Here is a 26,840-nt window from a genome sequence, read left to right as displayed (position 1 = left end):
CAATGAAGAACTGAATGATGTTTAATGCGCCGCCTTTCCGGGTGGCGGTGAATGGAATCGTGCAATGGCGTTGCTGGTACTGAAATTCGGGGGCACCTCGGTGGGCACCACCGAGCGCATCCAGGCGGTCGCGGAGCGGGCGCTGAAGCTGCGCGAGGAGGGCCACCAGGTGGTGATCGTCGTCTCCGCGATGAGTGGCGAGACGGATCGTCTGCTGGGGCTCGCGCATGCGCTGAACCCGCGGGCCGATGGCCGCGAGCTGGATGTACTCCTATCCACCGGCGAGCAGGTGACGATTGCCCTCCTGTCGATGGCGCTGGAGGCGCATGGTTGCCCGGCGCGATCCTATACCGGCGCCCAGGTCACGATTCGCACCGACAGCGCGCATAACAAGGCGCGTATCCGCAGTATTGACGATGCCCGTGTGCGCGCGGATCTGGAGGCCGGCCGTATCGTCGTTGTGGCCGGTTTCCAGGGCGTGGACGAGCACGGCGCGATCACCACGCTGGGCCGCGGCGGATCGGATACCACGGCGGTCGCGCTCGCGGCCGCGCTGAAGGCCGACGAGTGCCGGATTTATACGGATGTCGATGGTGTGTACACCACCGACCCGCGCCTGGTGCCGAATGCGCGACGCCTGCACAGCATCACCTTCGAGGAGATGCTGGAGATGGCGAGCCTCGGGTCCAAGGTGCTGCAGATCCGCGCGGTGGAATTTGCGGGCAAGTACAACGTCCCTCTCAGAGTGCTGTCCTCGTTCGAGGAAGGACCGGGGACCCTGATTACCACGGAGGAGGATGCGCAGGTGGAACAGGCGCTGGTTGCGGGTATCGCGTTCAATCAGAACGAGGCCCAGCTGACGGTTCAGGGCGTCCCCGATCAACCGGGGGTCGCGCATCGCATCCTCGGCCCGATCGCGGACGCCAACATCGAGGTGGACATGATCGTGCAGAACGTGGGCGCGGATCAGACCACCGACTTCACCTTTACGGTTCATCGCAACGACTACGACAAGGCGCTGGCGATTCTGCAGGATGCCTGCAGGGCGCTGAGTGCGCGTGAGGTCTCCGGGGACACCCACATCGTGAAGATCTCGGTGGTCGGCGTCGGTATGCGCTCGCACGCGGGGATTGCCAGCAAGATGTTTGAGGCGCTCTCGCGTGAGACGATCAACATTCGGATGATTTCGACCTCCGAGATCAAGATCTCGGTGGTCGTGGATGAGAAGTACCTCGAACTTGCAGTACGCGCTCTGCATGATGCCTTTGAACTTGAGCAGGAACCTGTCGGTCAACAGGAGGACGGTTAAGGATGACAGACCGTAAAACGGTTACCGGACGACCGACTGCGTCCGACACAGGCACTGCGGAGAAGAGCATGCTCATTTTGACTCGACGTGTGGGCGAGACCCTCATGATCGGCGAGGACGTTTCCGTCACCGTCCTGGGGGTCAAGGGCAATCAGGTTCGTATCGGGATCAACGCGCCTCAGGACGTTGCTGTCCACCGCGAGGAGATTTTCCAGCGCATCCAGCGCGAATCCAACGTAGCGGGCGACGATCAGGGTTCGTCCGGCGGTGGGTCCGCCCCGGGGGGGAGCGTGGCCGCTTCCTCGCGCGACGACTGACAGAGGTTGCCAGGCCCGGCGGCCCCAGTGGCCGCCGGGCCTTTTCTTTATGGGCACAAGTCCGTATCCTGTGCCGCGCATTCCGGAGAGTTGGCCGAGTGGTCGAAGGCGCTCCCCTGCTAAGGGAGTATGGGTCAAAAGCCCATCGAGGGTTCGAATCCCTCACTCTCCGCCATTTTCAACGGTAACCCGCTGATTGCCCTCAATAAATATAGGTCAGCGGGATATCGGTCCCCCGATTAGTCCCCCACTAGGGGCATAATGCGAGATGTTTGCCTGTAGGGGCGCATCTACAATCTGCCTGGGTCGGTGCGCCTGCTTCCGACACGGGACCGCCGTCCTTTTGCCCCGCCAGCACGATTTTCCGAGCTTAAGTTTCGTCTTCTACATCCCTAGATGTGATCTCTCAATAGGTTGTCCACGGGACGACTCCGAAGGATGCTGAGTTTGCGGACTTAGCCATTCCCAAGGAGGACGCCCCGTGAACCTTCACCAAAATGCCTTAATGGGCCCCCGCGGTCGAGAGCGGATGGCTCGTCTGGTCGTAGATCACGGCCAGAGCCTTCGGGCCGCGGCCCGCGCCGTTGGCGTGGATCCGAAGACCGTGCACCGCTGGGTCCAACGGTTCCAGAAGGCGGGCCGTTCGGGTCTTGTGGACCGTTCGTCCCGGCCGCGGCGCCAACCGCGGCGAACCCCGCAACGGATCCAGCGCCAAGTGGTCGCCTTGCGGCGCCAGCGCTGGACCATGGATCGGATCGCCACCTTCACCCGAATCTCGAGAGCCAGCGTCAGCCGGATCCTGCGGCGCGAAGGCCTGAACCGCCTGAGCGCACTGGAGCCGGTCGAACCGCCTGGGCGCTACGAGCACGAACACCCCGGTGATCTGCTCCATCTGGATATCAAGAAGCTGGCACGCTTCCGTCATCCGGGCCACCGCGTGACCGGCGTCCGCGCCAAGGACTCGATCGGCGTGGGCTACGAGTACGTGTATGTCGCTATCGATGACCGCTCACGGGTCGCCTACAGTGAGATCCATCCCGCCGAGCGGGCCCAGGACGCGATCGCGCACCTGGAGGCGGCCGTGCGCTACTACGCCACCCTGGGGATCGCCATCCGGCGGGTCCTGACCGACAACGGGCCCTGCTATCACGCCCGGGCGTTCAGCCAGGCCTGCCGTCGGCTGGGCATCCGTCATCGCCGGACACGGCCCTATACACCGCGAACCAACGGCAAGGCGGAGCGCTTCATCCAGATCGCCCTGCGCGAGTGGGCCTACGCCTTCACCTACGCCACGTCAGAGGAACGCAAACGCCATCTGCCCCGGTGGATCCACGACTACAACTGGCACCGCCCACACGGTAGCCTGAACAAACAGCCACCCATCAGCATCTCCATGCACTGAAGATGGAGTGCGTTCCGCGCCCGCCGACGTGCATCATGACCAAGCCATCCGGGGCACCCCAATAACGTCGCCGGGCCCTTGACAAAAATGCTGAGGCACCACGACCCTGGGCGACCTGTCGCGCAACGCCTATGAGCGAAAATGGACAGCCGAAACACCGATAGAGGCGTCCAAAATCACTTGACCACTCCACAAGCCACCCCTTTGTTTTTGCTCGGGGGTGGCTGAGTATCGTGTGCGGCAGGTCCGAACAGGGCGAATACGATCGGTTCTAACGCGTACCACGCCCCAGATTCGGCGGGGGCTGCAGGAAGTGCCGCCGAACGTGAACGACCCCGAGCGGGCCTGGCGCCACGGCAGCATCCGTATGACATTGCGCGAGTGGCGCTATGCTATACGTGCAAGGTCGGCCTCATTTGCCCGAAGCGGCTGGCAACCACGCCGACACCGCGGCAGGAAGCGATAGGGGTCCGAGTCCGAGCAGTGGCTCTGCTCTCGGCGGATGGCCTGCTGATCGCGGTGTCCGCGCTAATGGCCAAAATGACCCCAATAAGCGTGAATTTCGCGCCAGCCAGACCCAATTTCCCCGTTTTCCAGCGCGTTACCGTGCTCCCACGCCGCAACTGGACCCAATGTCATTTTCCGTGGTTTACCTTGGCCCGCCCCTCAAGGCCCGTCCACCCTTTGTCCGCCTGCGTCATGGGTTATATTCTCAGCCTGGGGACCATGGCCCATAGAAGGACCATCATTCGGCTGCTGAAGCGACGGGCACAATCCCTGATACCGCACACATACCTTGGATAATCGCCATGATCTCCAGTCGACGCCCCCCCTTGTCCATCACAAAGAGGGCCATCTTGAGTGCCCCCTTCATTCTTATGTTTGGGACCACTGGCATCCAATCGGCATCCGCGACAGAGCAAACTGCCCCCCGCTCGCAGCCAACCCTTTCCTTAGAGGTCGCCGATTCTCCGCGTCTAGATCTAAGCTGCCTTACATTAAACTCCGACTGCTTCAGAGAACACGTTGGATTTCATTACTACAAATTTCACCATCAACAAGCATTTACCGGAACCTCTCAGGTCGGCCTCTCATTGGAAATTTCGAATAGGCACCCGACGAGAACCCTGAGGGAGGTCGAACTTTTCTGCCGAATCATCCACAATAATGCTGTCGAGCTATACTCGGGGCGCATCAGCGCTCGCCCCAACCTTCTCAGCAATGCGAGAAGCTGGTTTAGATCCGACTTCGTTGAATTAGAACACCCTCGAATAAATAATCCATTCAACCCCACACCGCCGGAGAAGCGCTACTATCGTTGGCAGAATGCGGAGGTTCACAACGCTGCAAACCTAGAGCTTTCTTGCAGCCAGGCAACCGCTCGTTTCTAGTCATAACAACTGACTAAGTCTTGCTCGGCCTGAGGTAACCATGCACCGAATGAAACTAGATGGTAGGCGGCTTCTTTCGAGGCCCATGTGGATAATCGAATGAGCGGCTTCGCGAATCGCGCCGTGGGCTTTTCGCTAGCCTTGTGGGCGGTTCTTGCTGGGGACAGTTGGGCGCAAGGCGAATTGGACCAACAGCTATCCGTTGACTTACCTGGCATATCTGAGCATTCATCTTCGGCCCTACCGTTGCTCACATCCAAAGACTCTTTGAGCGAGCCTGATGACTTGGGAGCGCTTTACTTCCGGACTGCTAGGGGTTACCACCATGGCGAGGTAGAGGACCTTCGTCTCGCATACCACTGGTATCGGAAAGCCGCTGAGCAAGGACATGCACAAGCATTGGTTGTCTTGGGGGGTTTCCATGAAGACGGAGTGACTGGTCAACGAGACTATTTAGCGGCAGTTTCTCTCTACAGGCGCGCCGCAAGCAAGGGGAACGCGCTTGCCCAATACAACCTTGGGGTAATGTATGCAAACGGGCGGGGGGTACAGCAAAGTTACGAAATGGCGAAGAAATGGTATGAAAGATCCGCGGCTGGGGGATTTTCAGGGGCCTACACAAACTTGGGGACCCTCTATCTAACCGGGCGCGGCGTTTCGAAAGACTACGCACGAGCTCGGGAGCTTTTTTCTGAAGCAGCCTTTTTTGGCGACGTTCTGGGTATGTACCACCTCGGCCTGATCTATGTCAAAGGATACGGCGTACAGCAAGATCCAGATTGGGCGCAATACTGGCTTCTTCGTTCGAGCAATAAAGGGCTTGAGGCTGCAGAGGAGCTCTTGAGCGAGATTGAACCAGGAAATACAGCCTGGCTCGTGGAGCGCGATCAGATTATCTCGCGTTGTTTCTTCGTTTATAGCGCAGTTATGGAAGGAGCTGAACACCTTCGAGCGGAGGATATTTGGCGTGCCAGCCGGATCCGCCTGGCAGAGGTTGTTGGGTTGATGGGTGCCCGAAGGAGCGATGACAACTTGGGTTTCGTTTTCGATGAGCATTTGACGCGCAACAAAGCGAGAGCCGAGATGCTGGAGGCCGCGTTCATCGGGGGATGGCCCGAGCGAGACCTTCTGCTGCTAGAGCAAGTCAATTGGCATCTTCGAGTATGTGACACCGCGTTGGAGAATCTGCGGTAAGGGGTCCGATTGTCCAGCGACATGGCATAGAGCGTATATCTGCACGTGGGCGAAAGACAGGGCGGACCACTTTCCGCATTTGTCCACGGCGCCGGATTGAGTCGACGGATAACGAGACGTTCGGGGTCGTGTAGCTGCGGTACTCGACCGGCGTGAGATTCGCCAGCGACTCGTGAGGGATGGTTTCGTGGCAGTCCTGCGGCCACTGCTCGGTGTGTCCCCGGGCTTTGCTCAGCGTTCGGGAGACGCAGAGATGCACGCCCCCGTGGCGGTAGCTGCCGTTGAATCGTTCGATGAACCCGTTCTGCATCGGTTTATCAGGCTGGATGACGCTCAGTTCCACGCCCTGCTGTTCGGCCCAGTCGGCGATCGTGGCCGAGACGAACTTGGGGCCATTATCAAGGCGGAGCTGCAACGGATAGCCTCGCCAGGCGGCAATGCGCTCCAGCACCCGGTGCGGGCAGACTCAGATCGGCCTCCGTGGTCAGCGTCCCTGCTCCATCGCGGATCAGAAATGAAGTCTCCTGAGCAGCGCGAGTTGTGGGCCTCCGTCGACAAGTCAAGGGGCCTGGCTCCGGTGGCGACAAGCGACGCTTGTCCTTGCGTCGCAGCTTTCGCTCCAGGGCAAATTCCGGGCGAGGAACTCGCTTGTGGATCCGGGACAGGCCCCGCCGCTGGATCAATTTGAACAGCTTGCCGAAGCCCCCCTCCGAATAGTGCTCCACCTGCTCCTTCAATCGGTGGACTCCGCCGCCTCCATGCCACTACATCGCCGCTTCCACTGGTATTGAATTGCCTCAGAGATCTGAATGATCTGGGTTTTCGTTAACGGGCTCTGGCGCGGCTCTGACGCCTTCGGCCCTAGAGGGCCCGGAGAACTCCCGATCTGGATGATCGCATTCCATCCGCAGGCGACCCCTAACCTGAACTTATACCAGACAGTAATTAACAGTGAATTACGAGTTTTTGTTCCGGCTAAATCGTCTAGGATAGGTAATGTACAAAAACGGTAACGGGGTTCTCCGTCCGTAGGTTAAGGCGGTATGGAAAGCTTCCTCTACTGGTCGATCACAGAGGTTGCTCGGTTTGTAGAAAAATAGTCAAGTAACGACGGTATTGAATATAAGGAGGAAGGGATATGGATGGCTTGGATAATGCACGGCTACCGGAGATTCACGTACCGGAATCGGTGGTTCCTAAACGCTTTGGCAGCTATCAATTGCGCGTGATAGAGGAGGGGCACATTCCGCGCACTCTTTCTGGAATGCGCGGGACAGCGCCTGAATTTGGGGCGGGATATGCGAAGAGCCGTTCGGCGGTAGAAGACTGGGCTCGAGAAACCTACGGTATCCGGGCAGAGAAGGTTTTGATAAATGGGCGCTGGACGAAAGTGTGGACCGACTCGACCGGCAATGTTCCAATCCGTCTCCGCATCGTGATGAAAGAGAAAGATGAGGAGGGCGCTTAAGGGGAGGCCGGACTCGACAGGCCTGTCCCTCCGGCATGCGGCAAATAGGTCTTGATCGGGCCGATGCCTTCGCCTTGCTTCCCAAGGTGATTATGTTGGGTCACCGCTCGGAGCGGTCGACGGACTGAATCGAGATGTGACGTGAGGCGGCTCACTACGTTGTCACCTGTGGATCGCAGGTGATCCATTCTCGCCATGGCCCAATTCGGCCAATTGTTCGGCTTCCGCCTTCAGGGTTGCAAGAAGGCGGAACATCATGTCTGCGAGTAACAGCGTGTTGGCGCTGTCTCGCTCTGTCGCGTGGGTGCGGCTGAACCCGTGCACTTGGTCATGGCGGTTGGGCAATCGGCTATCGGCGCCCCCAGCTCGCGTGTCCCCGTAGACCGCCTTCTCTGCAAGTAAGTAGCCGATCCCTGTCGTTCCGCCAATCTGTAGCTGCGATATGGGGAGCTTATCCAGGAGGGCCCACACTGGTCGCAGTTGCGCGGTTATCTTCCCTGGCAGCTCGATACCGTCAAGCGCGCCGTGGGCTGCCATCTCTATCTCGCCGAATAAGGTGCGGGGCACGCAGCGATAAAGCCCAGCCTGATGCGCTTCCAGCGCTTGGCGAACCGTCTCACGGTGCCCATCATCGAGAACACTGAACACCTCATCGTCCAGAAGCTGGGCCTCGACGGAGGCCCACTGTTCGAACAGGTGGGTCAGAAGTAACTCATCGAGTCTTTCGGGATCATCCATCAACTCTGGCGTCACCTGACTAAGTGGGAGCAGCGGATGCGGAATCCATCCGGCCTCTCCCAGTCGTTCCTCTCTTTCGATGGCATCGGCAAACACCGAGATTTGATCCAGCGAGCGCTGAATATCTGCAAACAGCTCCCGGTTCCTCTCGGCAGTCTTGATGATCGCCCTGTGGGCCTCTTGGAGCGGCCGTGTGATGTTGTGCACCGCTGCTAGGACGCCAGCGATGGGGCTCACGATGTGCTCGGCATTGGTGAGGTCCCGGATCTTCGTCATGTCGGAGTATTTCCCTTGCTCAAATCTCTAACAGGAAGCTCAATCACTCATTGTGGAAGATAGGATATGGGGCCACTGCGGTCCCACTTAGGTGGCCCTCAGCCGCAGGGGTGTTTGGGCATCGGGTGGATACTGTTTCCGACCGCGGAGTACATCGACCAGGGGGCTGCAATGGAACGGGTTCAATTGCACCAAACGTAGCACGGCCTTCATGCCCATGGCCGAGCGCGAGACGAACGTCTGGAACGCCACTAGCAGGTAGACGCCAAGCGCCACGAAGATCTGCGGGGCGACGGCGTTGAGGCTCCGGCCCAGACATCGGGCTATCTGGTGGAATTAAGTGGGACAGCAATGCCCCTGACTCCGAGGTTTTCCTGCTGATATGGCTACCATCCCCGTGCACTCTGCGCAGGGACAAAGGCGAGGTCCCGGGATTTCTCACTGTCTAGAGCAGCGATGAAGCACGTGGTATCGTTCACGGGGCTAGCGTTCGGCTCAAAAGGGGAGGGAGAATATGGTTGGGAGCAGGTGGATCACCGGTGCAACTCTTTTTGTATCAGCAGTTGTCAGCGGTGTGGCGTTCGCCTCCGCAGAAGATGAGCTTGCACGTGGAATCGCTGCATATCATGACTGGGAGCATGAGAAGGCGTACGAAATATTCGGCGCGCTGGCAGAACAAGGGTACGCTCCCGCTCAAGCTTACCTTGGTCATTTGTACCAGCGAGGTATAGATGTACCTCAAGATTTTGATCAAGCTGCCCGATGGTACCGCCAATCCGCTGAGCAAGGGCACGCGCCCGGGCAAGAGGGCTTGGCTACGTTGTACGTGGACGGCTTGGGTGTTCCCCAAGACTTTGTCGAGGCCGAGAGATGGTTGCGCCGGGCCGCTGATCAAGGCTACGTGTCTGCAAAGAACAACCTTGGCGTTCTGCACCAGAATGGCTGGGGTGTACCTCAAGACATGGCTCAAGCTGCCCGATGGTATCGCCGGGCGGCTGAGCAAGGATATCCCTTGGCTCAGGCTAGTCTCGGGCAAATGTACGCGTTGGACCGGAAGCTCGTTCAAGCGTATATGTGGGCAGAGTTAGCCGCCTCCCAAGGGATTGTGACCAGCTTAATAGAAGAGCTCGATCCGCATATGACCCCGGGTCAAGTGGCAGAAGCCGAGCGCCGTGCCCGAGTCTGCTTGGACTCGAATTACGCCCAATGTGACTGAGCTGGCCAGCCAATCGGTACTAGTGATTGGCAAGCCTGGTGTGTGAGGGACTTTGAGTTCAGGCGGCGATCCGGTCGGTGATGGATGATGCGGCGTCGTTGGTCGGGTCGGTCTGCTCGACGCCGTCGATGAACGTTACCCCGCGCTCGAGTTTGTCCAGCCACTCGTAACCCCGAAGTCCGTGCCAATGCTTCTGGGCGCTCTGGCCGAGCTTGAACGCTAGGCTCATGGTCGTCCTGCGGGTCACGCAAGCCCGGGTCCTGGCGATGTGCAGGCGAACAGCGGCGAAGGTCGATCTGATCGGGCTGTGGTGGTCCGGGTCGATTGCCAGTGCACGCCCTGAAAGTCGTAGAACGCCTGGTTGGGCTATCACAGCGACTTCGAACTCCGGAAGAAGACTGAAGCCGTTCGGTCCACCCCATCCAGATGGAGGGTGATGCAGCTTTACCGCTTCGCTTATGCGGGGCCTCGGCGGCGCCGCATCATCCTATCTGCGGCTCTTTGTCCCGTTTGTACAGTGCTATGGCGTCGACGCTTCAGGGTGAACACTTCCACCTCCTGGGTGGGGTGGCTTGGAAGGCCCGCCAACGATCCTTTGTCCCACCTCCACTTCGGCACACTAGTCGGTACCGTATCTTTCCGCGCAACGGGTTCGAACGTGGGCATCAGGTTCGCGCGAATGTCGTACGCGCGCGCGGAGCAGTTGAAAAGTGGTCTGCTTATAGGAGGAAAAAAGCGAAGGATGTAACTCTGTTCGCCTGCGCGTACGACAAATCCGACATTCACTGACCGATTCCCTTCATCATGTCAGCCACGATCTGGCGGTCGCGCCGTTCCTGTTCGGCGATCGCGGCGAACCTCACGTGGACCTTCGGGTTCACGTTGTAAGCGGAGGGACGGCCGCGTTCGTTGAGCCGTTCGGGCTTCGGGATCAGCCAACCGAATGACTCCAAGCGTTGCATGGCCTCGTCGAGTTCCCATGGTTTCCACCGCCGCGACTGGCTCAAGTGCCTGTCAAGGTCGCGCTTCACAGTGAACTGCTGCCATCCTCGGGCTAGGATCAATGCGGCGACCTTTCGGCTGCGATCCTCGGTTTCATCCAACTCTTGGTAGAAACGGATCGCGTGCGGCAGCAGGGTGCCCCATATCAGTGTCGAGACTCGCTCCGCAGTATCCTTGGGCACCATTAGGGAACTCGGATGCTCTTGCCGGGCTGCACATTCGGTGACGTGGAAGGTCAGCAGGAGGCGGGAAAAGAGGCCCTCCCATTTGCCCAGTGCCGAAGTCAGGTATGGATTGGGGTGTGCTTGCGTAAAGGCGTGTATTCGGTCCCACAGCCCCTCCCGTGCGTCGTGTGCCCCGTCAGATAGCGTAACCACCTCACCGGCCCGGGTGTCCGCTACCTGATGCACCAGTTTTTCATAGGCGCGAATCGCGGCCATGTCTGGGGAGCGGTCCTGGCCTTGCCGGGCGCCACGGGCATACAAGATCATGAACCGTTGCAGCATTCCGTCATGGTTAGTGTTCCCAGCGTATTGGTGGATGACGGCCGGTTGTATTCCCCCCATGATGCAGGCGGACCAGTTTTTGACGGATGACGAATCGCGGCTCAGGCGGTCGATGCAGTTTGGATCGCCGTTGTAGGTTTCCAGCCAGTCGGCGCGATCCTTGCCACTGCCGTTCTTGTAAGCGTCCATGCTGGAGAGCCATCCGGTGAGCTCGTCTCGAAAAACAAGCATGCCGCGTGGCTCGCACTTTGCCATTACGGCGGCCATCTTTTCCACGGTGGTGTCTCCGAAGATCAGGCGCTTATGAATGGGCGGGGTGGGCTCAACTTCGTCGGATTTCTCCCGCTTGATCCGCTTTAGCTCGCGCTCATATTGTCGCTGCTTCTCGTTGGATTCCTCGCGCCAGATATGATCTACGTCGCGCGCTGGCGCCATTGCCTTCTTCAGCGCAGGCGACTTCTTCGCCGAAGGCGGTCCCACAGGGGCAAACCACAGCCGTGCAGATTCGACCCACGTGTCGTCGTGGCGTTTCGGCTGAAGATAGATGCGATCATCGGTACACCCGGCCACCACGGTCAGCGCCGCCATACCGATTACGCCTGGGTCTACTCCCATTAGTTCGCCTTGGTCATGCGCAAATTCGCCAATACAGGTGGGGAGTACCGAAACAGGGAATGGTCCCGGTTCCAGGTTTCCGAACAAATCCAGGGGTTCGCTCAGAGTTTCTTCGGGTTCAGGCCGGCATGCGGCCACCCGTTCGTCGAGATATTTGATGCCGCGTTCAGACATTGCAGCCCACCTCCCGCGCAGCGGCGCGAAGACGACGTGCGGCGAGCGCGAGCCGGTTCATGTCCGTTTCGGTCGGGAGCAGACCTTGGTGGACATCCTCTGCAACGACCATGACGAGCAATGCTTCATGCGCAACAGCTTCTAACACATCCTTTGGAAGCCAACGTTGGCCTGGGCGGAATGGTGCCCGACTCGTGTTTAACGGTTGGGGGAAAAGGTCTCGAAGTTCGAGTCCTATCGCTTCGACGATCTCAGCCGCACCGCATCCGGCCCAGCACTTAATAAGGAGGATGCCGTCGTCCGTTTCTCGAATGCTGAGGCTCGGCGTGCGATCCGGATGTGCGGGGCAACGAGCTGACCACCGGCTAGGCCCTGCTGGTTTGACCGCTTCCAGCCGCGGTAGAAGGCGGTCCAGCGGGGTGTCGTGGGTCCCTTCGCTCACCGCGCACCCCCTGTGTTTTCGAGGTGAGTGCGGGTTGCCAAGATCCGTTCCTTGATCCAGTTGTCGACCTCTTCCTCAATCCAGCCGACAGCGCGACCACCGAGGGGAATGGGTGCAGGGAAGCTACCCTCTGCGATGCGCAGGTAGATCGTCGAGCGGGAAAGACCCGTCCGGGCTTTTACCGAGGGAAGTCTGAGGATTTTCGTAGCCATGTCTGTGCCTCCTTGGGCGTTGTTGGACATGGCTAGGGATTATTCTGAAGCTTCCCGCAGTAAACATCGTAATTGCGGCTCTCCAAACCGCAATTGCGGAACTATGTAGCTTGCATGAGAACGGTTCGGGCGAGAGGGAATTTCTTCTCTAGGTTTCTCTGGGATATCCCGAATTTTTTCGGATATTCTTCAATTAAAAAATTAATAAGTGCGGTCTGGTTTTTTAACTTCAGGTGCTTTTTTGTTTTTGGCCCGTCGCCCAGTACGGTTTGCACGAGAGCGCCTATAAGTATTTGGTACGCGACCTCGGATCGGGCTTCTGGTGGCTCGTTTCCTTCGAATTGGGATCTCAGCGACTCTACCTCTTTTTCGAGTTCCTCTTTCTCGGACCTTAGACTTCTAAATTCCTCTTCCGCCTTTTCTATTCTTCGGGTCAGCATTTCGTTTTCTGCTTTAAGTGAGTTGTAGCTGTCAATAGTCAGGTCGGAGGTAGTATTGCGTTCAATCTCGTAAAAGAGGAACTCAGGTTTTTCAAGTGGAAACGCTTCTTTAATCCAGTTTCTTAAGTCGCGACCAAAAAAGTGGCGTCGCTCGTGTGCGACGTGTTCCCCTGGAGCTACGGGTCTCCCGTCCTCGCGGCCGTGTGGAATCTCACCGCTCTCGATGGCTTCAGCAATTGCGCGGCTTCTCGGCTCCAGGCAACCCACTGAAGGATGTCGCCAGATACTCCTGCCAATCCCTGTTTGAGAGATTTGTTGGGCTTCGTTGAGAATATCTAGGACTTCATTTTCGGGTATTCCGCACCATAGGGCGGCGGCTTGCGGAATGGAGTAGACTGTGTAATGGGCGCGCATTTCCGCGCAATTGTCAGTTTCCCATTGCTTGTTCATCTTGGTAATCTTTCCTTTTGTGTTTGTTCCTTGGCGATGCAGGGTGGTTTATCTGCGGCTGGCGCTATGTCGAGAATATTATTTGATAATGCAACCATTAAGGAGTGGATCGTTTCTTGGGAAGTCAGGAGAATCGTTCGATAGTTTTGTAGTGGGCACGAGAACGACGCAACTGCTTAGTGCGTTATTGCGAGTGGTTCAGATCGGGGTTGGTAGAACCTGTTCTTAGCCCGTTACGAAACGATTGGTACTTCGATTCGCTATGACCACGAGTTGCGCATGATATCGTCCAGCTCGGTACGGGACAGGACCGCTGTGCAGTCCCTCCAAGGATCGTCTCCCGCGACTAGCACGCTGTCGTTGTAACGGAGGTCAAAGCCATTGACCTTCTTCCGGTTCTCGATTCGCTTGTCCATCTCTTCAGCCATCCGTTCTTCGTTTTCGATCCATTCGTCCTCGATCGTGTCGGGAAGGGAACCGAACAGGTCGTAGCGATCCTGCATGCGCTCAGAGAGGCGGTCATAGATCGTGGCGTCGACCGTGTCCTGGTACACCAGATTGAGCATGTCCACGTTGTCGCGGGTTTGTCCGAACCGCTTGATTCGACCGATTCGCTGTTCCAGCTTGACCGGGTTCCACGGGAGGTCGACGTTGATCAGCGTGCCGAGCGTTTGGAGGTTGAGGCCCTCGCAAGCTGCGTCTGTGGCGACCATGAGCCGAATTTCACGCTCCTTGACCATCCGCTTGAGGCTTTCTCGATCCGCCGAAGTGGATTGCGCACCGCGAATGAGCTTGCTTTTGCCTGCACCAGCGTAGAGACCAATCGGCTCATCTGGGAATAGCTCCGCAACCTGGCTGCTGATCCATGCGGCGGTGTCGTAATATTGCGAGAAGATGATGCATCCCAGGTCGGCCCAGCCTTCGTCTGCAAGGTAGTGGCGCACGGCGGCGACTTTCGGGTCCTCGCCACCCAGAAGGTCCACCTGTTCGATCAGGTACGTCAGGGCATCGCGCTCCTCGTCGGTCGGGATGTCGACTTCGGTTTCTCCATCCTCCAGAAGATCCTCTTCGAGTTCCTGTCCCTTAAGTAGCTTCTCGGCCGTCGTGCGAGCGGCATAAGGGCTGGAGCAGAGCCGTTGGCGCATGAGGTTGGTCATGAATCCGGCGGCTTGCTTGCGCTGCCCGTAAGCCTTGCCGAATCGGTTTGCCGCTTCATAGGCATTGTCGAAGGCGTCGCGGGTACGCAGCGCATTGCCTTCGAAAAGCGCGTAATACCCACTTTCTTGCGTGACTCGATCAGGGGCAGGGTGGAGAATCACCCCGACCCTCTGAAGCAGGCCCTTCTCCTCCAAGTCCGCTCGCTTGCGCAGGACCACATGCCGCACGATTGGGTTGTGTCGTTGGAAAAAAGTGGTCCCGTGGATTCGGCGTTCGAGTTCGTCTTCGATCTTCTCTTTGGTGTCGCGATCCAGATCGGCCGCAGATGTGTTGCGGGGTGGCTCAAATTCGTGGAGCTTCATCTCGAGATCCCGCCGGATTTTCTCGTTCATCAGCCGATAACTGGCAAACGGCGAACTGTCCGTAGGTGGGATAGGCGAGCGCAGGTAGGACCAGGCGTCTTCGAAATCGAGCGGCTGTTCCTGGCCCGTGAGCAACGGGATCACGCGATCCGGTCTATGCCAAGGGCTTAAATCGGTCCCAAGAACAAACCGGCCTTTACCCTGGTGCAGAACTCCGAGCTGACCCCACAGGTCGGCGATCTCCGTCTGCATGGGCGTGGCGGTGCCGAGCAAAACGTTGTCGGCCTGTTGGGCAAACCGGCGGGCGTACTGAAGCAGCACGTTGGCTTCGCCTGCGCCCTTGCCAAGCCCCTGGCGCTCACGGGCCTTGTGCGATTCATCCAGTACCACGGTCTCAAACTGGAGGTTCTCCAGGATCTCGCGCTCCCTCGTGGGCTGGGAAAGCAGCCCCGTCGAGACCACCCCGATCCGGAATGGACAACGAGCGATCTCTTCTGGCCCCTTCGGTGAGACGATGTGGCCTTGCGGGTCGATCCATGCCTTGTGGAAAGAACTCCAGCGGCCTACCGGAATGCCGAGCTTGTCCAGCAACTCGACCTGCCACTGCTCGGTGAGAGTGGCGGGCGCGAAGATCGCGATAGGCTTGGCCCGGCGTCGTTTCGGCGTGCTCTTATCCGCATGGGATTGCAGGGCGAGCACAATGGTCGCCGTTGCCAGCGAGAGCGTCTTGCCAAGGCCGACTTCATCGGCCAGAAGTAGACGGACCACGCCGAACCATTCCCGGTGCTTCAGTGCTTCGCTGACAAAAGAGCGCTGCCATGGGCTCAGAGAGAACCCTTCCTGATACATCGGCGATTCGACGACAGCCGCAGGCCCAATGTCTTCGGGGTCTTCGATATCATCGATCAAGGCCTCGACGCGCTTCGAGCGGCGCTGTATCTCCTGGAGTACGACGCGGGGGAGGGGGGTTGATCGCTCCCAAAGCCAGTCGAACTCGTCCTGCACCCACTTGACCCCGTCGGACGATTCATCCGACCAGAGGATCTCGTAGTTGCCCTTCCAGCCCATGCGGGTCTCGTTCATCGAGCCGATGAATGCCAGTTGGCTGCCGTCCTCGCGCTCGATCACCCCGGCTTTCCCGTGGACTAGGCCGCAGACCGTGTTGGGCACTACACGGATCGCATCGGGGTGCGCTTGAAGGAACTCATCCAGAAGACGATAGCGATCCTGGTGGAGCAGCGCGTCCAGACCTGGGTCCTCGTGGAGCCGGCCGAGCAACGCCGCCTCCCGGTTCTTGGCGACCTGAAGGTCTTCGGCGGCCACATCGGCATTGCAGACGATGCGCACCTGCCCGATTCGGGATAGCTGCTCCCCTGCGATCTCGAACAGTGACGAGGTGAAGTACCCCGCGATCCGGTCGTAACGCCGCGCCCGTTGCAGTTCGTTTGTCAGGACCGTCACATCGATCGGGTCCTGTCGGGTGGAGTAGCGCCGGATCGGAGACTCCGTCATACCTTACCAGCCCTCGTTCCGAATCCGGTTCGCGAGTATCTCTGCCTTTTCTGCTTCTTCGGGCCGCCGTTCAGCGACCATTTTGGCAATGAATTCGGCTATGGCCATCAGATGGGGGCGCTGTGGGATGTAGGTGGCACCAAGGTTCGACTGCATCTCCGCCAGCACCGTCTTAGGGTCCTTGTCATCCATCAGCTCGCGGATTGCCAGCAGAACCTCCCCGAGGCGAGTTCCGGCCAGATCGCCGTTCAGCAGCTCCCGGCCTTTAAAGTCCTCGGCACCTTTGAGGCGGGATTTGTCTGCCTTCATGGATGCCATCAATGGCTGATAGTCCACGCGGAACGCCTTTCCGAAATTCTGATAGTTGTCCAGTTTGAATTGGCCGTCTGCTTCGATGGCCAGCAGCCGCACGTAAAAGCGCTCGATGGGCGACAGGTGTTCCCAAGTATCCTCGTTGATTGCTTTCAGCGCTTCGGGAATGAGCGCATTGTTAGCGATTTCGGAGGCGTATTCGACGATCTCGTCGACCACGTTCTTCTCGCCCTTACGCTTGGGCTGGAGGGCAAAGCTATTGACCTCCTTGCCGTCGATCCTCGTGTACCCGGTAAGCACCTTGAGCGCAGCGGCGTAGCCGGCCATCTGGAGGTCGGCGTCGCTGAACACGCTGCGCCCGTGTGCCTTGGCCTGGTCATTGAGGCGCATCATCTCCGAGACCTGTGTATCGACCTCTTTGCGGATCTTCGGGAAGAGCTGGCGCTTGAAGGCTTCGCCGGAACCCTCGCCGCGCTTGCGTAGGATCAGGGTGACCGTTCCCTGGACGTGGGCGCCGGAGCGCAGGGCGGTGCTCGCCTCGGTGGCGATGTACCAAGCGCCGACAACCTGAAGTCCGGCTGCCCAGAAGATCGAGATCATGTCGCCCCAGACGCTCGTGTCCTGGTGCGTGAACATTACGCACTGGAGGCCGTTTTCCGGCATGTTCTCGGCCATAGCGGAGTAGGCCTCGACCATGGCGCGACGGAAATCCTCTCCGGTGCCCTGAATTGCCAGTGCTCGCCGGGAGTCCCAGTTCCACTCGTCGAAGGGGGCGGGGGGGTTCTTGCGCAGCCAGGCGATGAAGAATTCGGTGATCTCGTGGTAGTGGACGGCATCCGCGTAGGGAGGGTCGGTTACCCAGATATCCGAGCTCCTAGATGGCTGATTGGCTGGTTCGCTATATACCTCTGCATGTTCGGATCGGATTGGCGCGTTAAATGAGTAAGGACGAAGCATGTAGCTTTGATAAAACCACCCTCGTGCGGAATAGGTAGCCAAGGGGTTAATTGCTTGGCTGTAGAAAGTGTCTTTGACTTCTCCGGTTCTATACGAGTCCCAGCGACTCAGCTTCGAATTCCAGTTCAACGCATTCGCGGAGTTAGGATAAGTTACGGCCGTTGAATGTTTGCGTTGCAGGCCGTGGAGAAGGATCTGTCTCGGATTGAATAACTGATGCCAATACCGCCAGCCGCGCGTACGAATCGGCTCATCCGTCTTGTCGCCAGATTCGATGGACATATCCGGCACCAGGCCTTGCTCCTGCCAGTCCGCCAGGTTCTCGGAGACGATGCGCTCCACCTTGCGCTCGCGCGCCAGATCGGCGTCCGTGACCGAGGCGAAGTAGGTTTCGGGACGTGAGCGATCCAGGGTGCCGGCCTTGATCCACTGGATGGCATAAAGCCGTTCCTGGAAGGTGTCATCCTCCCGGGGCTTGAAGTCGTGCAGCTCCCATTGTCGGAGCCGGTTGCGGCGAACCCCGTCTTTGTCACGATAGTCACCGCGTAGCGTGGAAATGGGCGTCGTGTACCGTTTTCCGTCCAGTTCGTAGTCCAGCTTGCCGTCCTTCAAAGTGCCATTCTCGGCTGCCTTCATTTCCGCAGTCGATACACCAGTGACGACTTCAATGTCGAAGCGATGTTCTTGACGATTGGGGACGAGTTTCGCGACCACATTGCGGCTCTTGGAGATCACCCAGCTTGGCGCCACAGGCACCATCCAGCCGGTCTCTGGACAGCGAGTCTCCAAACAATAGAGGTAGGCCTTAGCCCGATCCCCGTTTTCTTTGTGCTCGATACCGAGGCTGGTGATCTCGGTGTCGATGGCATCGGCAACCTTCTGTTGCTCCTGCTCGATCTGCGCCCGCTGATTCTCGTCGGCACCGATAATGTTGAAGGCGCTCCAAGTCAGCATGCAGGCGATGGGATTGAGATCCGAGGCATACGCGTCGCAGCCTAGACGAGCTGCCTCGAATGGGATGGAGCCCCCGCCGCAAAAGGTATCCCCGACACGCGGACGACGGCCGTAACGGAGGATGCCAAGCTGCTCAACCAGTTCGTCGTGGGAATGGGATTCGATCCCGAAACGACCGAAATGCTTGTTCACCTCCGGCCAGATGGGGCTGTACAGGGTGTCCGAATCCACCTCCTCCGGGCGCCGGGTCATCGCGACCTTATCTTCGTAGGGCATGCCTGCCATGGCCTGAACAAGAACCGCAGCCTTCGCATCTGCATCTAGCCCACGCTTCCAGCGAATGTTTAGGCCGGGATGATCATCTCGCTTGATCGGAAAGGACAGATATCGGATGTCGTCCTCGTCCATCTGATCGCCGGAGATCGTGAAATCGAAGAAGACCGAAGGGTTTTGCAGGATGCCCTTTTCAGCGATCTCCCATGGGGTCAGTTTGGGTTCCCGGCGTCCGAAGGCCGCGTCATCCATCGCCATCAGTTTCTCGAAGATGTCGAGGTCGGCTTCCACATCTTCGGTCGCCGGCAGAAGGCTGGCGAGAACAATGGCCCGGACCATGATCAGCGGCTTGCGCCCCTTCCAGTAGGAACCCAAGGTTGTGAGGTTGCTACCAGGTCCAGCTTTCCGCTCCTTTTGCGCCTCCGCCGACACCTTCTGCGCCGGAAATACCCGCTCGATCAGCGTCGGAGCGTCCTTGAGGCTTAGGGGTTCAAGATTGGCCTGCTTCGCGTCCATGCTTATTCCTTGTCATCCGTGAACAGGCCCAAGGTTGGTTCCGACTTGGCCTTGATGGAAGATTTCGACTCGTCCCCGAAGCGCGCCGAGCGCACGGTGGCCTCGGGGGTATCCCCTAGGGCGTACCGAAGCGCCATACGCCAGCCGCGACCTTTTCCATTCGGGCCACCAACGGTGGCCGCGACCATGTCGAACAGCCACCAGCGTTCTTCCGGGCGCAGTGCGAGCCAGTTCCGCAGCGCGTAGGGCACATCTTCCGGGGGCATGTCCTCAATGGCCCAAGCCAGCACACACAGCTCCTTGCCGAGCATGCGGTCCACGGGGGTCGTGCCGACCTTCCACTGCGACGGCGCAAGGTCATGCGTCTTGAGACGCTCATTGAATGCGCGTTTTACCGCCACTTGGATTTCGGTCCAGTTGCGGCGTGGGACCACCACGCGGTCCAGAACTTCGTGGCCGCGAGCTTCGCCCGCGACACCCAGGTCCTCGGTAATGAGAACGGGCTGGCTATTGCCGCGCGGGATCTCGACCACGAAGTGGTGTGGTGCCAGCGTCTTGGGGACCCCGAAACCGGCCGTGTCGTGCGCATATTGCTTGGTCTTTTTGCCCTTGGGCATCGACTCCACCTGTTCCATTGCAGCGGCCATGACAACCTTCCTATTGGCTCACGTTGTCGTGCTTGAGTTGAAGGCCAGCAATCTCCGCGAAGCGTTTGAGGTCCTCGCCCGTGGCGAAGTCTCCGCCGCCGTTGCGAATGAACATCTGAACCTCGGCATCTGAATCGTTAGTGGCCTTTCGCAGAGATTCGATGGTCGACTCAATTACCGCTGGCGTGACCGCCCGCGAGTTGAAGTTCACCTCAATGGATTCCTCGCCCTCACCAACCTGTAGCCTTACCTGAGTGAAGCTGACGTTCCGGTCCTTGAAGTCCACGAGGACTTGAAAGACTGACTGGGTTGTATCCAAGCGAACCTTGGAGTTTTGAAGCCGAACGGGTTGGTGCGGATCAATCTCCGGGCGCCCATCGTCGTCGCCGCTGGGCTGGATCGTGAACTTCTCGGTCTGCTCGGCTGCCCCGGCCTTGGCGTAGACCTGAACCAAGACACGGCCGTCCTCAATCGGGAACGGACCGGTGTACTCAAACCCCTCGCGCGGGCCGGAACCGTCCGTGGTGTAGTAGAGATCCGCCTTGGGTGTCGATTGAAGCTCGACCACGCGATGATCCGGTTTGCTATGGACTTCATGCCGGATCTTGATCGGTGCCTTCCAGAGCGTGGCATCACCGGTTTCGTGCTTGCCGTCCGGGTCGATCGCCAGGAAATACAGGGTCGGCTCGGCCGTTCGGAACTCTTCGAGGTTGTCCGCCACTGGATCTTGTTCGGAGACCTCCTCGTCGGTTCGATAGTGAACCCGAGGCGTATTCCCGGCGTGTTTGGGTACAATCTGGAGGATTAGCTCGCCGGTCGCCTCGTCCGTGGATTTCGTGGTCACGCTGACACTGGTTTTATCCTTCGCGAAAGGCCCTTTCTCGATATAGCCATCGCTACCTTCGCGCCACATACCCCGCCCCAGCGCGCTGGCCTTGACCTGGTCGAGGCCCTTGCTTCCCGGTAGCCAGGGCCACTCGGGTTTTGCCGCCGCACGCATGCGGATATCTTTCCACGGCTCGCGCTTCTGGCCCTCACGCCAGAGCATCGCCTCAGCCATCGAGATCACAGAGTCGATTTCGCTATCCAGGTCCGTAATGAGCTTCTGGTCGCACCGTGTTGAGGCGAGATATTTCTCGATTTGCGCTTCGGGTGCCTGCTCGTCCTTTCCGAATTTCAGCCCATTGTCGATCGTGGCCGGGTCCAGCGATCCTTCCGTACCCGGGTAGTACAGGCGGTTGAACACGCTCTGGATGCTTTGGATGAACCCTTCTTCGGTAGTTTCCTTCAGGTCCCCAGCCTCCCGGATCTGGGCTTCATTGCCGCCACGCTGGATGTCCTTCTGAATGCGCTTGAGGGCCAGTAGTTCGCGGAAACGCGATTCTGCATCGCCAAGGAGATGACTGTCGTGACTCGTCAGGACCAGGAGGTTGTTCTTGTGCTCCACGCTGTCAAAGAACCGCTGGATGTCCTCCGATGGCGTGCTGCCGTCGGGTTTCGCTACGACCAGCACGCGGCCATGCTTGATCTCCTCGGCAATTGCATCCAGTGACGGCATCACCAGGACCTTCTGGTACGCCTGTTTCGAACGAGGTTCTAGCGCCCGCTCCAGCCATTTTCGCAGTTGATCGTCCACCCGGTCCTGAGGCAGGTTGTCGGCGTCCTTCTGGAGCCGTTTGATCAGGTTTTCCGTGTCCTTGAACAGCAGGTTCTCGCTGGCGTCGGTATGCAGATACCACGCGGTCTTTCGCAGTTCGGTGATTGCCGCCTTGAATTCCTCGGCCTTTCGTTGCGGGTCGATGAGGTATTCGATGACCTCATGTTCATGCAGGCCGGAATGCCCGTGAACCGCCTCGGAGAGCGAAGCGGAAAGGATCAGGTTGGCGACTTGAGTGCCCGCATCGCTGTTCAGGTGATCATTAATCGCTTCGGCGTGGGACGCCCCGTTATCCGCTACATCGCGTGCTACGGCGTTTCTCAGGCCGCGATTAATGCCGTCAACCTGGCTGGAGACCAGCGGGTCGTTCAGGTCCATGTGCTGGGTGCCGATCAGGTAGACGTCGTTGCTGTCGCGATTCCACACCGAGCGCACGACGCGGGCCGAAAACTCGAGCAACCCGCGTGTTTCGCGGAAATTGGGGTTGTCCTTGAATAGGGCAACGAGGTGTTTGAAGCTCGGGTGGAAGGGGTAGGTGGTGCGAATCTCTTCTTCGATCTGAACGAGGGAGCGGGCGTTGAAATAGCCGCTGTCCTCGGCTTTTCGCACCTGCTCTGCAAATGCCTCTGCTACCTCGCCGATCGTGGATTCATCCGGGATCTCGGAAAACAAACGTTTGCGGATGATCGCGTACACCTCGTCGCCGTCTAGCGATACAGGGGTGATGGAGGTGGCTTGCCGGTTCGCTTCTGCCTGAAGGTCCTTGACCAACTTGCCGATCTGCCCCGAGTTGTCGGTGTATGTATTGACGAGATTAGAAAGAACGACGCAACAGTTCTTCTTCGCCAGCGCCGCTTCGAAGAGGTTCGCCACCGCACGAGTGGCGACATCGGCCAGGGTTCCCGCGCCCATCGTGCGAGTCGAAATGTACTTCAGGTACGGAGGAATCTCGTCCATCAGGATCAGCGTTGGCTCGTCACCCAGGGCACGCAGCCAATCATCCTTCCCGGGGGCGGCATTGTCCTCCCAGAAGGGCCGGAGGACCTCCGTGGCCTGGCCTCCAAGCTGTTCGGCCAGCGTGCCCCAAAGGTGCTTCGGATGGCTGTTCCTCCCGTCGAACACCGCGACCCGCGCGGTCACATCACCCACTGCTTCCTGGGTGTTTTCGGGCAAGATTGCTGATCGATGCTCCGGGAAGCGCGCCAACAGGCCCAGCGCGCTCATCAAGTGGGTTTTACCCCCACCCATCGCCTGCGCCAGCTCGAAGACCGCTTGGCCGCTCTGGCCAGCCAGACGGCGGAGCCCTCCGTCCAGAAGGGCCTCCATGCCACGAGTCATGTAGTTGCGCTGGAAGAACGCGGTGCCTCTGTCATCACTGGAGATGGTCGATGAGAGCTCTTCAACACCTTCCGCGCTCTGGTAGCCGAGTGTCGTGGGGTGCAGGTCGCACGCGTCTTTGACGGTCTTCAGCATGATATTCCTTGGCCTTGAGACTGGGATTCCGGTAATGCGCCGCATTATGCATTATCGGCATCTCAAGCTCCGACCCGACTGCGGCGGCACACCATGCGGCGCCAATGCTTGTCGCCAACGCTTCAGCTTTACTCGACGCGGTGCGGTAGGCGACGCAAGTACCTTGGCAGTGAAGGCTGGCATGGCGCCGCCCCGCGACAGTGACGCTTCCACTCGCCACGTGCTCGCCGGATAACGTCCCAGGCACCCTGGCGAACTCCTCGGAACCCGGGCATTCGCCTGATCGACCAGCAGAATTGCCGCCACAGTTGAGCGCGTCGCTCTCGATCCTTCTCGGTGACGGCTTCTCGGATCCGTCGGCGCCATCGACTGATCGCGAACTCGGTAAGCCGCCAGGTCCAGCGTCCGTCTACTCGTACCAGTTCGTAGTCTGGTTCAGTGCCGGCGACCTCCGACGCGATCGTAAGGCGAGTCGGGCGCTCGCCCGCATCGTTCATCTGTTCCACCGCCAGAGCGGCGTGTCCGTCCTCCGCCAGTAACCACCAGCGTGCTCGAACTGAGCCCTTGGGGCACCAGACGACTAGGTACGCATTCCCGACTCCATGTCGTTTTCTACGCTGCCGCCGAACCCTGTCCGCCTCTGTTCCATATTTCTCGTCAAATTTGACCCTCAGGTGCTTCACCTTGTCGGCAGGGATTGTCCCGCTGGTCCAGTACCTGTATCCCACCCTGACCAGATCCTGAAGCCGCTGCATCACTACTGTCTTACGCGAATGCATGCGCTACCTCCGTGTTGTTGTCCATAGGCCGTCGGGTATTGGCGGCCGCACTCGAAGGAGACGTTGTGAACCAGCCGCGGGAGCGAGGAGAACAACGACGACTCCTGCTCTCCTTATGCAGGCCTGAATGACACCTCTGTGATCGGATAAGAACTGATTACGCGCAGGACGCTGTGTGTGGAGGTCTAGAGATTCCGATGGCTGTCACGCAACTCCGCATAGGGTGAGTGAATGCCGGGTGTGCCAGCCCCCATGAAGTTCGGGGCTGCCACCCCGCTTGCTGTACCAACAAGCATTCGGGCGCCACCCGGATAGCTTGTTCTGCTGTAGCGCAGTGCCCGTAATTGGGCTCGCTGCGATGCGATGGGCGCTCAGTGCTGCAATGCGCTGTTCGACCCAATCCCAGGGTGAGTTTGGGCGACGCGGAAACGGGGCTCCTGGTGACAGGAGAAGACCCTGCTAGTCGACGAAAGGCGGTAATCAGTCCGCCCCGCGGGCGGCTCGAGAGAGTCGAACGCGTGCTGCACACGATGGCTTCAGCAGTGCCGGAAACGGTATTGAGCCGACCAGGTGAAAACTCGGGTCGGCGGCACTTCCTGGCGCAAGCCGCGAAGGTCGATGTATAGCTCAAACGTGTAAATGCACCGCAGGACGGTGCTATGCAGAGCGAGTAGTAGCCATGGGCTGAGGGCCCTGGTTATGTGCGTTGAAGTGATCCGGGAGTAGGGGAGGCGCTTTGGAATCTCGGCCCCCCGAAAACCGCGACCGAAAGGCGAGGTGAGGTGCATAGCACTAGTTATCTGGATGACGGAGCACGGTGGCGATTGCTCGCGCAGTAGAGGCTAGCTAACGCGGGAACTCCTAACCCTCTTCGACTCGGGTGGCACCGACGAGAGGCAAGGAGGGGAGCGGTTCTGAGTAGAGTCAGACGGATGTCGCGATATGACCGAAGCGACTCTGGAGCCAGGATGGCACTCGAAAGGAACCAGCGGAAGCGACGGGTATTTTCCGTCGATTGGTATAGCAAGAGGCATTCAACTGAACGGTTTTGCAGGCTGGCACCTGCACGTAAACCAGGACGCTTGGCGGGCTGGCACCCGCTTAATTCACCATCGGACCAACAGGAGGTTCATATTCGAACCCGGGCATCATTGCCCGGGTTTTTCCGTTTCGTAAGGGCTGCTGTCACTGAGGCCTCCATAGGGGGATGAACCCCCAAACCGAGGAGTACTCATGAGAAGCTTGCGTTCAAATGAATCATCGTCACTGCGTGGCATTTCCCACCCCCGCAGGGAACTCGTCGAGCGATTGGCTCGTGCTCAGTTGCTGAGCAGTGGGAGGGCCGATGCATTCGCCGCCCAGCTCAAGGCGCATGGGATCAGTGTCTATGACCGACGGATTCCGAGTGATGACTGGAGGCAGGTGGGCATCCAGATCCAACTCGTTTTGCACCTGGATGATGACGACGACCAGTGGATCTCATCTGAGATCTGGCTACCAGCCGGGAGATATTCCCCGGAAGAGCAACAGCAGTACGCGGACACGATATTCCGGATGTTAGGCGGAATAGCTTGATCCATTCCCTTCAGCCCCGGCTTGCGCCGGGGTTTTTTCTTGGTCGATTCGAGATCGTCGGTAGCGCCGGTGCTAATCGCGGGTGGTCAGGTAGTCAGCCCATTCCTGCATCATTGTGCGCCGCTTTTGGAACAGGTCGCCTCGACGGTAGGCTGCTTCCACCTTGTTCTGGATCACGTGCGCGAGCGCCATTTCGGCGACATCCCGTGGGAAGGAGGAAACCTCGCCAGACCAGTCCCGGAAACTCGATCGGAAGCCGTGTGGTACGTAGTTGCCGCGAACACCTCCCACACCAAACCCAGATCTGCGCATTGTATTCAGGAGTGCCATGTTGGATAGAGGGCGACGTTCGCGCATTCCGGGGAAGAGATAGGGGTTGTCCTGTAGGTTTGGCAGTTCGTCCAGGATTTCCATAGCTTCAGATGCGAGCGGTACGCGGTGTTCGCGACGGCTCTTCATCCTGCCGGCAGGAATGATCCATGTCCCGTCTGTCAGGTTGATCTCGCCCCATGTGGAAAATCGTACCTCGTTGGTTCGAGTGGCGGTGAGGATCAGAAAGCGGAGGGCCTTGGGTGCAATCCCGTCCATGCTCCGGAGCTCGTCCATATACGCGGGAACGTCGAAGTAGGGCATCGCGGGGTGATGAGTGACGGAGCGGACGCGGGTCGGTTTGGGCAGGAGCTTGTCCAGGTGGCCGCGCCACCGTGCGGGGTTGCTTTCGGCTCGGAAGCCGTGAGCGGCGGCAAAATCCAGGACGTTCTCAATGCGGCCCTGCACGCGCTTGGCTGTCTCATTCTTGGTTGTCCAGATGGGTGAGAGGATCTGGAGAATGTCTTCGGTGGTGATTTCGTTCACTAGCCTTTTGCCGATCACCGGTCGCGCGTAGGTCTTCAGTGTCCGTACCCATTGCCGCTGGTGCTTCGCGTTTCGCCATCCGTGCCTCTGACTTCGGATGTACTGGGCGGCGCACGAGGTGAAGGTAGGCGTTTGCCGTTTTCCTGCCGTGCGTTCTGCAATGGGGTCGCCGCCGGCTTTGGCGATTGAGCGGAAACGCACGGCCTCATCCCGGGCGGTGGCCAACGTTACGTCGGGATAGGTGCCGAGTCCCATCTCTCGCCTTTTGCCCCGGATGGTTACGCGTAGTACCCATTTCTTGGCTCCCGTTGGCGATACGACAAGGCGCAGGCCGCCGCCATCTTCATGCTTGCCGGGCGCGGCTGCGTCTACCTTCCGTGCACTTAGCTTGTGGAGCGCCATGTGGAGTCCTTATCCTGCTTTATGGTCCCCCACAGAGTCCCCCAATGAATTTGGAACTCGGCGGACCTCTTCGGACCCAATTGTGCCACAAGTAACTGACAAATAGTGCGAATTAGGACGTTAATGTGCTCCACGGACACTAAATCGACGGACTCACTCTCCGCCAGATCCAGAAAGGGGCCCCAAGTGGCCCCTTTCGCACATCTGGCCCCCGCGGTATCGGGATTCGAACCCGAGATATCGAAAATGATGGTTC

General features: G+C 59.0%; 18 protein-coding genes and 1 tRNA gene. 8 read left to right on the top strand and 11 right to left on the bottom strand.

The annotated features are described in order from the left end of the window. The first annotated feature begins 64 nt into the window (after window positions 1-64). From F468_RS0110935 to F468_RS14315, 5 genes are all read left to right on the top strand, one after another. Entirely contained in the window at window positions 65-1,309 is a 1,245-nt protein-coding gene (locus F468_RS0110935; RefSeq protein ID WP_018138521.1) for an aspartate kinase, read from the top strand. Between the two features lie 68 nt (window positions 1,310-1,377). After that, a complete protein-coding gene (csrA, locus tag F468_RS0110930) occupies window positions 1,378-1,626 on the top strand; it encodes a carbon storage regulator CsrA (RefSeq protein ID WP_012982990.1) in 249 nt (82 codons plus the stop codon). An 84-nt stretch (window positions 1,627-1,710) separates the two neighbouring features. Next, window positions 1,711-1,801: transfer RNA gene (locus tag F468_RS0110925), tRNA-Ser, on the top strand. Window positions 1,802-2,107: 306 nt separating this feature from the next. Then, window positions 2,108-3,028, top strand: coding sequence for an IS481 family transposase (locus F468_RS13805; RefSeq protein ID WP_081616983.1), 921 nt, complete (start codon window positions 2,108-2,110; stop codon window positions 3,026-3,028). Between the two features lie 1,478 nt (window positions 3,029-4,506). Beyond that, on the top strand, window positions 4,507-5,613 hold the full coding sequence (locus F468_RS14315) for a tetratricopeptide repeat protein (protein ID WP_155997848.1): 1,107 nt from the start codon (window positions 4,507-4,509) through the stop codon (window positions 5,611-5,613). Here the strand turns inward: F468_RS14315 and F468_RS14310 are convergent. Continuing rightward, a complete protein-coding gene (locus tag F468_RS14310; RefSeq protein ID WP_369773908.1) occupies window positions 5,564-5,956 on the bottom strand; it encodes an integrase core domain-containing protein in 393 nt (130 codons plus the stop codon). The genes F468_RS14315 and F468_RS14310 overlap by 50 nt on opposite strands. A gap of 795 nt (window positions 5,957-6,751) precedes the next feature. On the opposite strand from F468_RS14310, the gene F468_RS14530 reads away from it, so the two are divergent. Beyond that, window positions 6,752-7,081, top strand: a complete 330-nt coding sequence (locus tag F468_RS14530) for a hypothetical protein (protein ID WP_155997847.1) — start codon at window positions 6,752-6,754, stop codon at window positions 7,079-7,081. Window positions 7,082-7,243: 162 nt separating this feature from the next. Here F468_RS14530 and F468_RS0110910 read toward each other — a convergent pair whose 3' ends face one another. After that, window positions 7,244-8,095, bottom strand: coding sequence for a hypothetical protein (locus F468_RS0110910; protein WP_018995165.1), 852 nt, complete (start codon window positions 8,093-8,095; stop codon window positions 7,244-7,246). Window positions 8,096-8,609: 514 nt separating this feature from the next. On the opposite strand from F468_RS0110910, the gene F468_RS14770 reads away from it, so the two are divergent. Beyond that, the gene (locus tag F468_RS14770) at window positions 8,610-9,311 is read left to right on the top strand and encodes a tetratricopeptide repeat protein (RefSeq protein WP_081616980.1); all 702 of its coding nucleotides are present in this window, start codon (window positions 8,610-8,612) and stop codon (window positions 9,309-9,311) included. 58 nt (window positions 9,312-9,369) lie between these two features. Here F468_RS14770 and F468_RS14680 read toward each other — a convergent pair whose 3' ends face one another. Next, window positions 9,370-9,540 carry a hypothetical protein gene (locus tag F468_RS14680; protein WP_018995161.1) on the bottom strand — a complete coding sequence of 57 codons (171 nt, stop codon included), beginning with the start codon at window positions 9,538-9,540 and terminating at the stop codon, window positions 9,370-9,372. Window positions 9,541-10,093: 553 nt separating this feature from the next. Next, window positions 10,094-11,608 carry a DUF3987 domain-containing protein gene (locus tag F468_RS0110885; protein WP_038049214.1) on the bottom strand — a complete coding sequence of 505 codons (1,515 nt, stop codon included), beginning with the start codon at window positions 11,606-11,608 and terminating at the stop codon, window positions 10,094-10,096. Between F468_RS0110885 and F468_RS14525 the strand changes: the two genes are divergently transcribed. Next, window positions 11,592-11,753 (top strand): hypothetical protein, encoded by a 162-nt coding sequence (locus F468_RS14525; RefSeq protein WP_018995159.1) that lies wholly within the window; start codon window positions 11,592-11,594, stop codon window positions 11,751-11,753. The two genes, F468_RS0110885 and F468_RS14525, sit on opposite strands and share 17 nt — an antisense overlap. Window positions 11,754-12,046: 293 nt before the next feature. Here the strand turns inward: F468_RS14525 and F468_RS0110875 are convergent, their stop codons facing one another. The 7 genes from F468_RS0110875 to F468_RS0110845 all read right to left on the bottom strand — a co-directional run bounded on the left by F468_RS0110875 (window position 12,047) and on the right by F468_RS0110845 (window position 26,584). Further along, window positions 12,047-12,262, bottom strand: coding sequence for an AlpA family transcriptional regulator (locus F468_RS0110875; RefSeq protein WP_018995158.1), 216 nt, complete (start codon window positions 12,260-12,262; stop codon window positions 12,047-12,049). Window positions 12,263-12,363: 101 nt separating this feature from the next. Further along, window positions 12,364-13,152 (bottom strand): hypothetical protein, encoded by a 789-nt coding sequence (locus F468_RS14520; RefSeq protein ID WP_155997846.1) that lies wholly within the window; start codon window positions 13,150-13,152, stop codon window positions 12,364-12,366. A gap of 260 nt (window positions 13,153-13,412) precedes the next feature. Beyond that, window positions 13,413-16,184 (bottom strand): phospholipase D-like domain-containing anti-phage protein, encoded by a 2,772-nt coding sequence (locus F468_RS0110870; protein ID WP_018995157.1) that lies wholly within the window; start codon window positions 16,182-16,184, stop codon window positions 13,413-13,415. Between the two features lie 3 nt (window positions 16,185-16,187). Beyond that, entirely contained in the window at window positions 16,188-19,196 is a 3,009-nt protein-coding gene (locus F468_RS0110865) for an anti-phage-associated DUF1156 domain-containing protein (protein WP_018995156.1), read from the bottom strand. 2 nt (window positions 19,197-19,198) lie between these two features. Next, complete coding sequence (locus F468_RS0110860; RefSeq protein WP_018995155.1) at window positions 19,199-19,843, bottom strand: anti-phage-associated DUF3780 domain-containing protein; 645 nt, start codon at window positions 19,841-19,843, stop codon at window positions 19,199-19,201. Window positions 19,844-19,853: 10 nt separating this feature from the next. Beyond that, complete coding sequence (locus F468_RS0110855; RefSeq protein ID WP_018995154.1) at window positions 19,854-22,973, bottom strand: anti-phage-associated DUF499 domain-containing protein; 3,120 nt, start codon at window positions 22,971-22,973, stop codon at window positions 19,854-19,856. A 2,426-nt stretch (window positions 22,974-25,399) separates the two neighbouring features. Beyond that, window positions 25,400-26,584, bottom strand: coding sequence for an integrase arm-type DNA-binding domain-containing protein (locus F468_RS0110845; protein ID WP_026296532.1), 1,185 nt, complete (start codon window positions 26,582-26,584; stop codon window positions 25,400-25,402). Window positions 26,585-26,840 lie beyond the last annotated feature (256 nt).

Source organism: Thioalkalivibrio sp. ALJ2, assembly GCF_000378325.1.
Taxonomy (GTDB): domain Bacteria; phylum Pseudomonadota; class Gammaproteobacteria; order Ectothiorhodospirales; family Ectothiorhodospiraceae; genus Thioalkalivibrio.
The sequence above is the reverse complement of the archived record's forward strand: the minus strand, read 5'-3'. Positions and strand labels throughout refer to the sequence as shown.

What these genes read in the sequence shown, in the direction of transcription:
- F468_RS0110935 (WP_018138521.1), top strand. Translation starts at nt 65, where the DNA reads ATGGCGTTGCTGGTACTGAAATTCGGGGGCACCTCGGTGGGCACCACC.
- csrA (WP_012982990.1), top strand. Translation starts at nt 1,378, where the DNA reads ATGCTCATTTTGACTCGACGTGTGGGCGAGACCCTCATGATCGGCGAG.
- F468_RS14530 (WP_155997847.1), top strand. Translation starts at nt 6,752, where the DNA reads ATGGATGGCTTGGATAATGCACGGCTACCGGAGATTCACGTACCGGAA.
- F468_RS0110910 (WP_018995165.1), bottom strand. Translation starts at nt 8,095, where the DNA reads ATGACGAAGATCCGGGACCTCACCAATGCCGAGCACATCGTGAGCCCC.
- F468_RS14770 (WP_081616980.1), top strand. Translation starts at nt 8,610, where the DNA reads ATGGTTGGGAGCAGGTGGATCACCGGTGCAACTCTTTTTGTATCAGCA.
- F468_RS14680 (WP_018995161.1), bottom strand. Translation starts at nt 9,540, where the DNA reads ATGAGCCTAGCGTTCAAGCTCGGCCAGAGCGCCCAGAAGCATTGGCAC.
- F468_RS14525 (WP_018995159.1), top strand. Translation starts at nt 11,592, where the DNA reads ATGCCGCGTTCAGACATTGCAGCCCACCTCCCGCGCAGCGGCGCGAAG.
- F468_RS0110885 (WP_038049214.1), bottom strand. Translation starts at nt 11,608, where the DNA reads ATGTCTGAACGCGGCATCAAATATCTCGACGAACGGGTGGCCGCATGC.
- F468_RS0110875 (WP_018995158.1), bottom strand. Translation starts at nt 12,262, where the DNA reads ATGGCTACGAAAATCCTCAGACTTCCCTCGGTAAAAGCCCGGACGGGT.
- F468_RS14520 (WP_155997846.1), bottom strand. Translation starts at nt 13,152, where the DNA reads ATGAACAAGCAATGGGAAACTGACAATTGCGCGGAAATGCGCGCCCAT.
- F468_RS0110870 (WP_018995157.1), bottom strand. Translation starts at nt 16,184, where the DNA reads ATGACGGAGTCTCCGATCCGGCGCTACTCCACCCGACAGGACCCGATC.
- F468_RS0110865 (WP_018995156.1), bottom strand. Translation starts at nt 19,196, where the DNA reads ATGGACGCGAAGCAGGCCAATCTTGAACCCCTAAGCCTCAAGGACGCT.
- F468_RS0110860 (WP_018995155.1), bottom strand. Translation starts at nt 19,843, where the DNA reads ATGGCCGCTGCAATGGAACAGGTGGAGTCGATGCCCAAGGGCAAAAAG.
- F468_RS0110855 (WP_018995154.1), bottom strand. Translation starts at nt 22,973, where the DNA reads ATGCTGAAGACCGTCAAAGACGCGTGCGACCTGCACCCCACGACACTC.
- F468_RS0110845 (WP_026296532.1), bottom strand. Translation starts at nt 26,584, where the DNA reads ATGGCGCTCCACAAGCTAAGTGCACGGAAGGTAGACGCAGCCGCGCCC.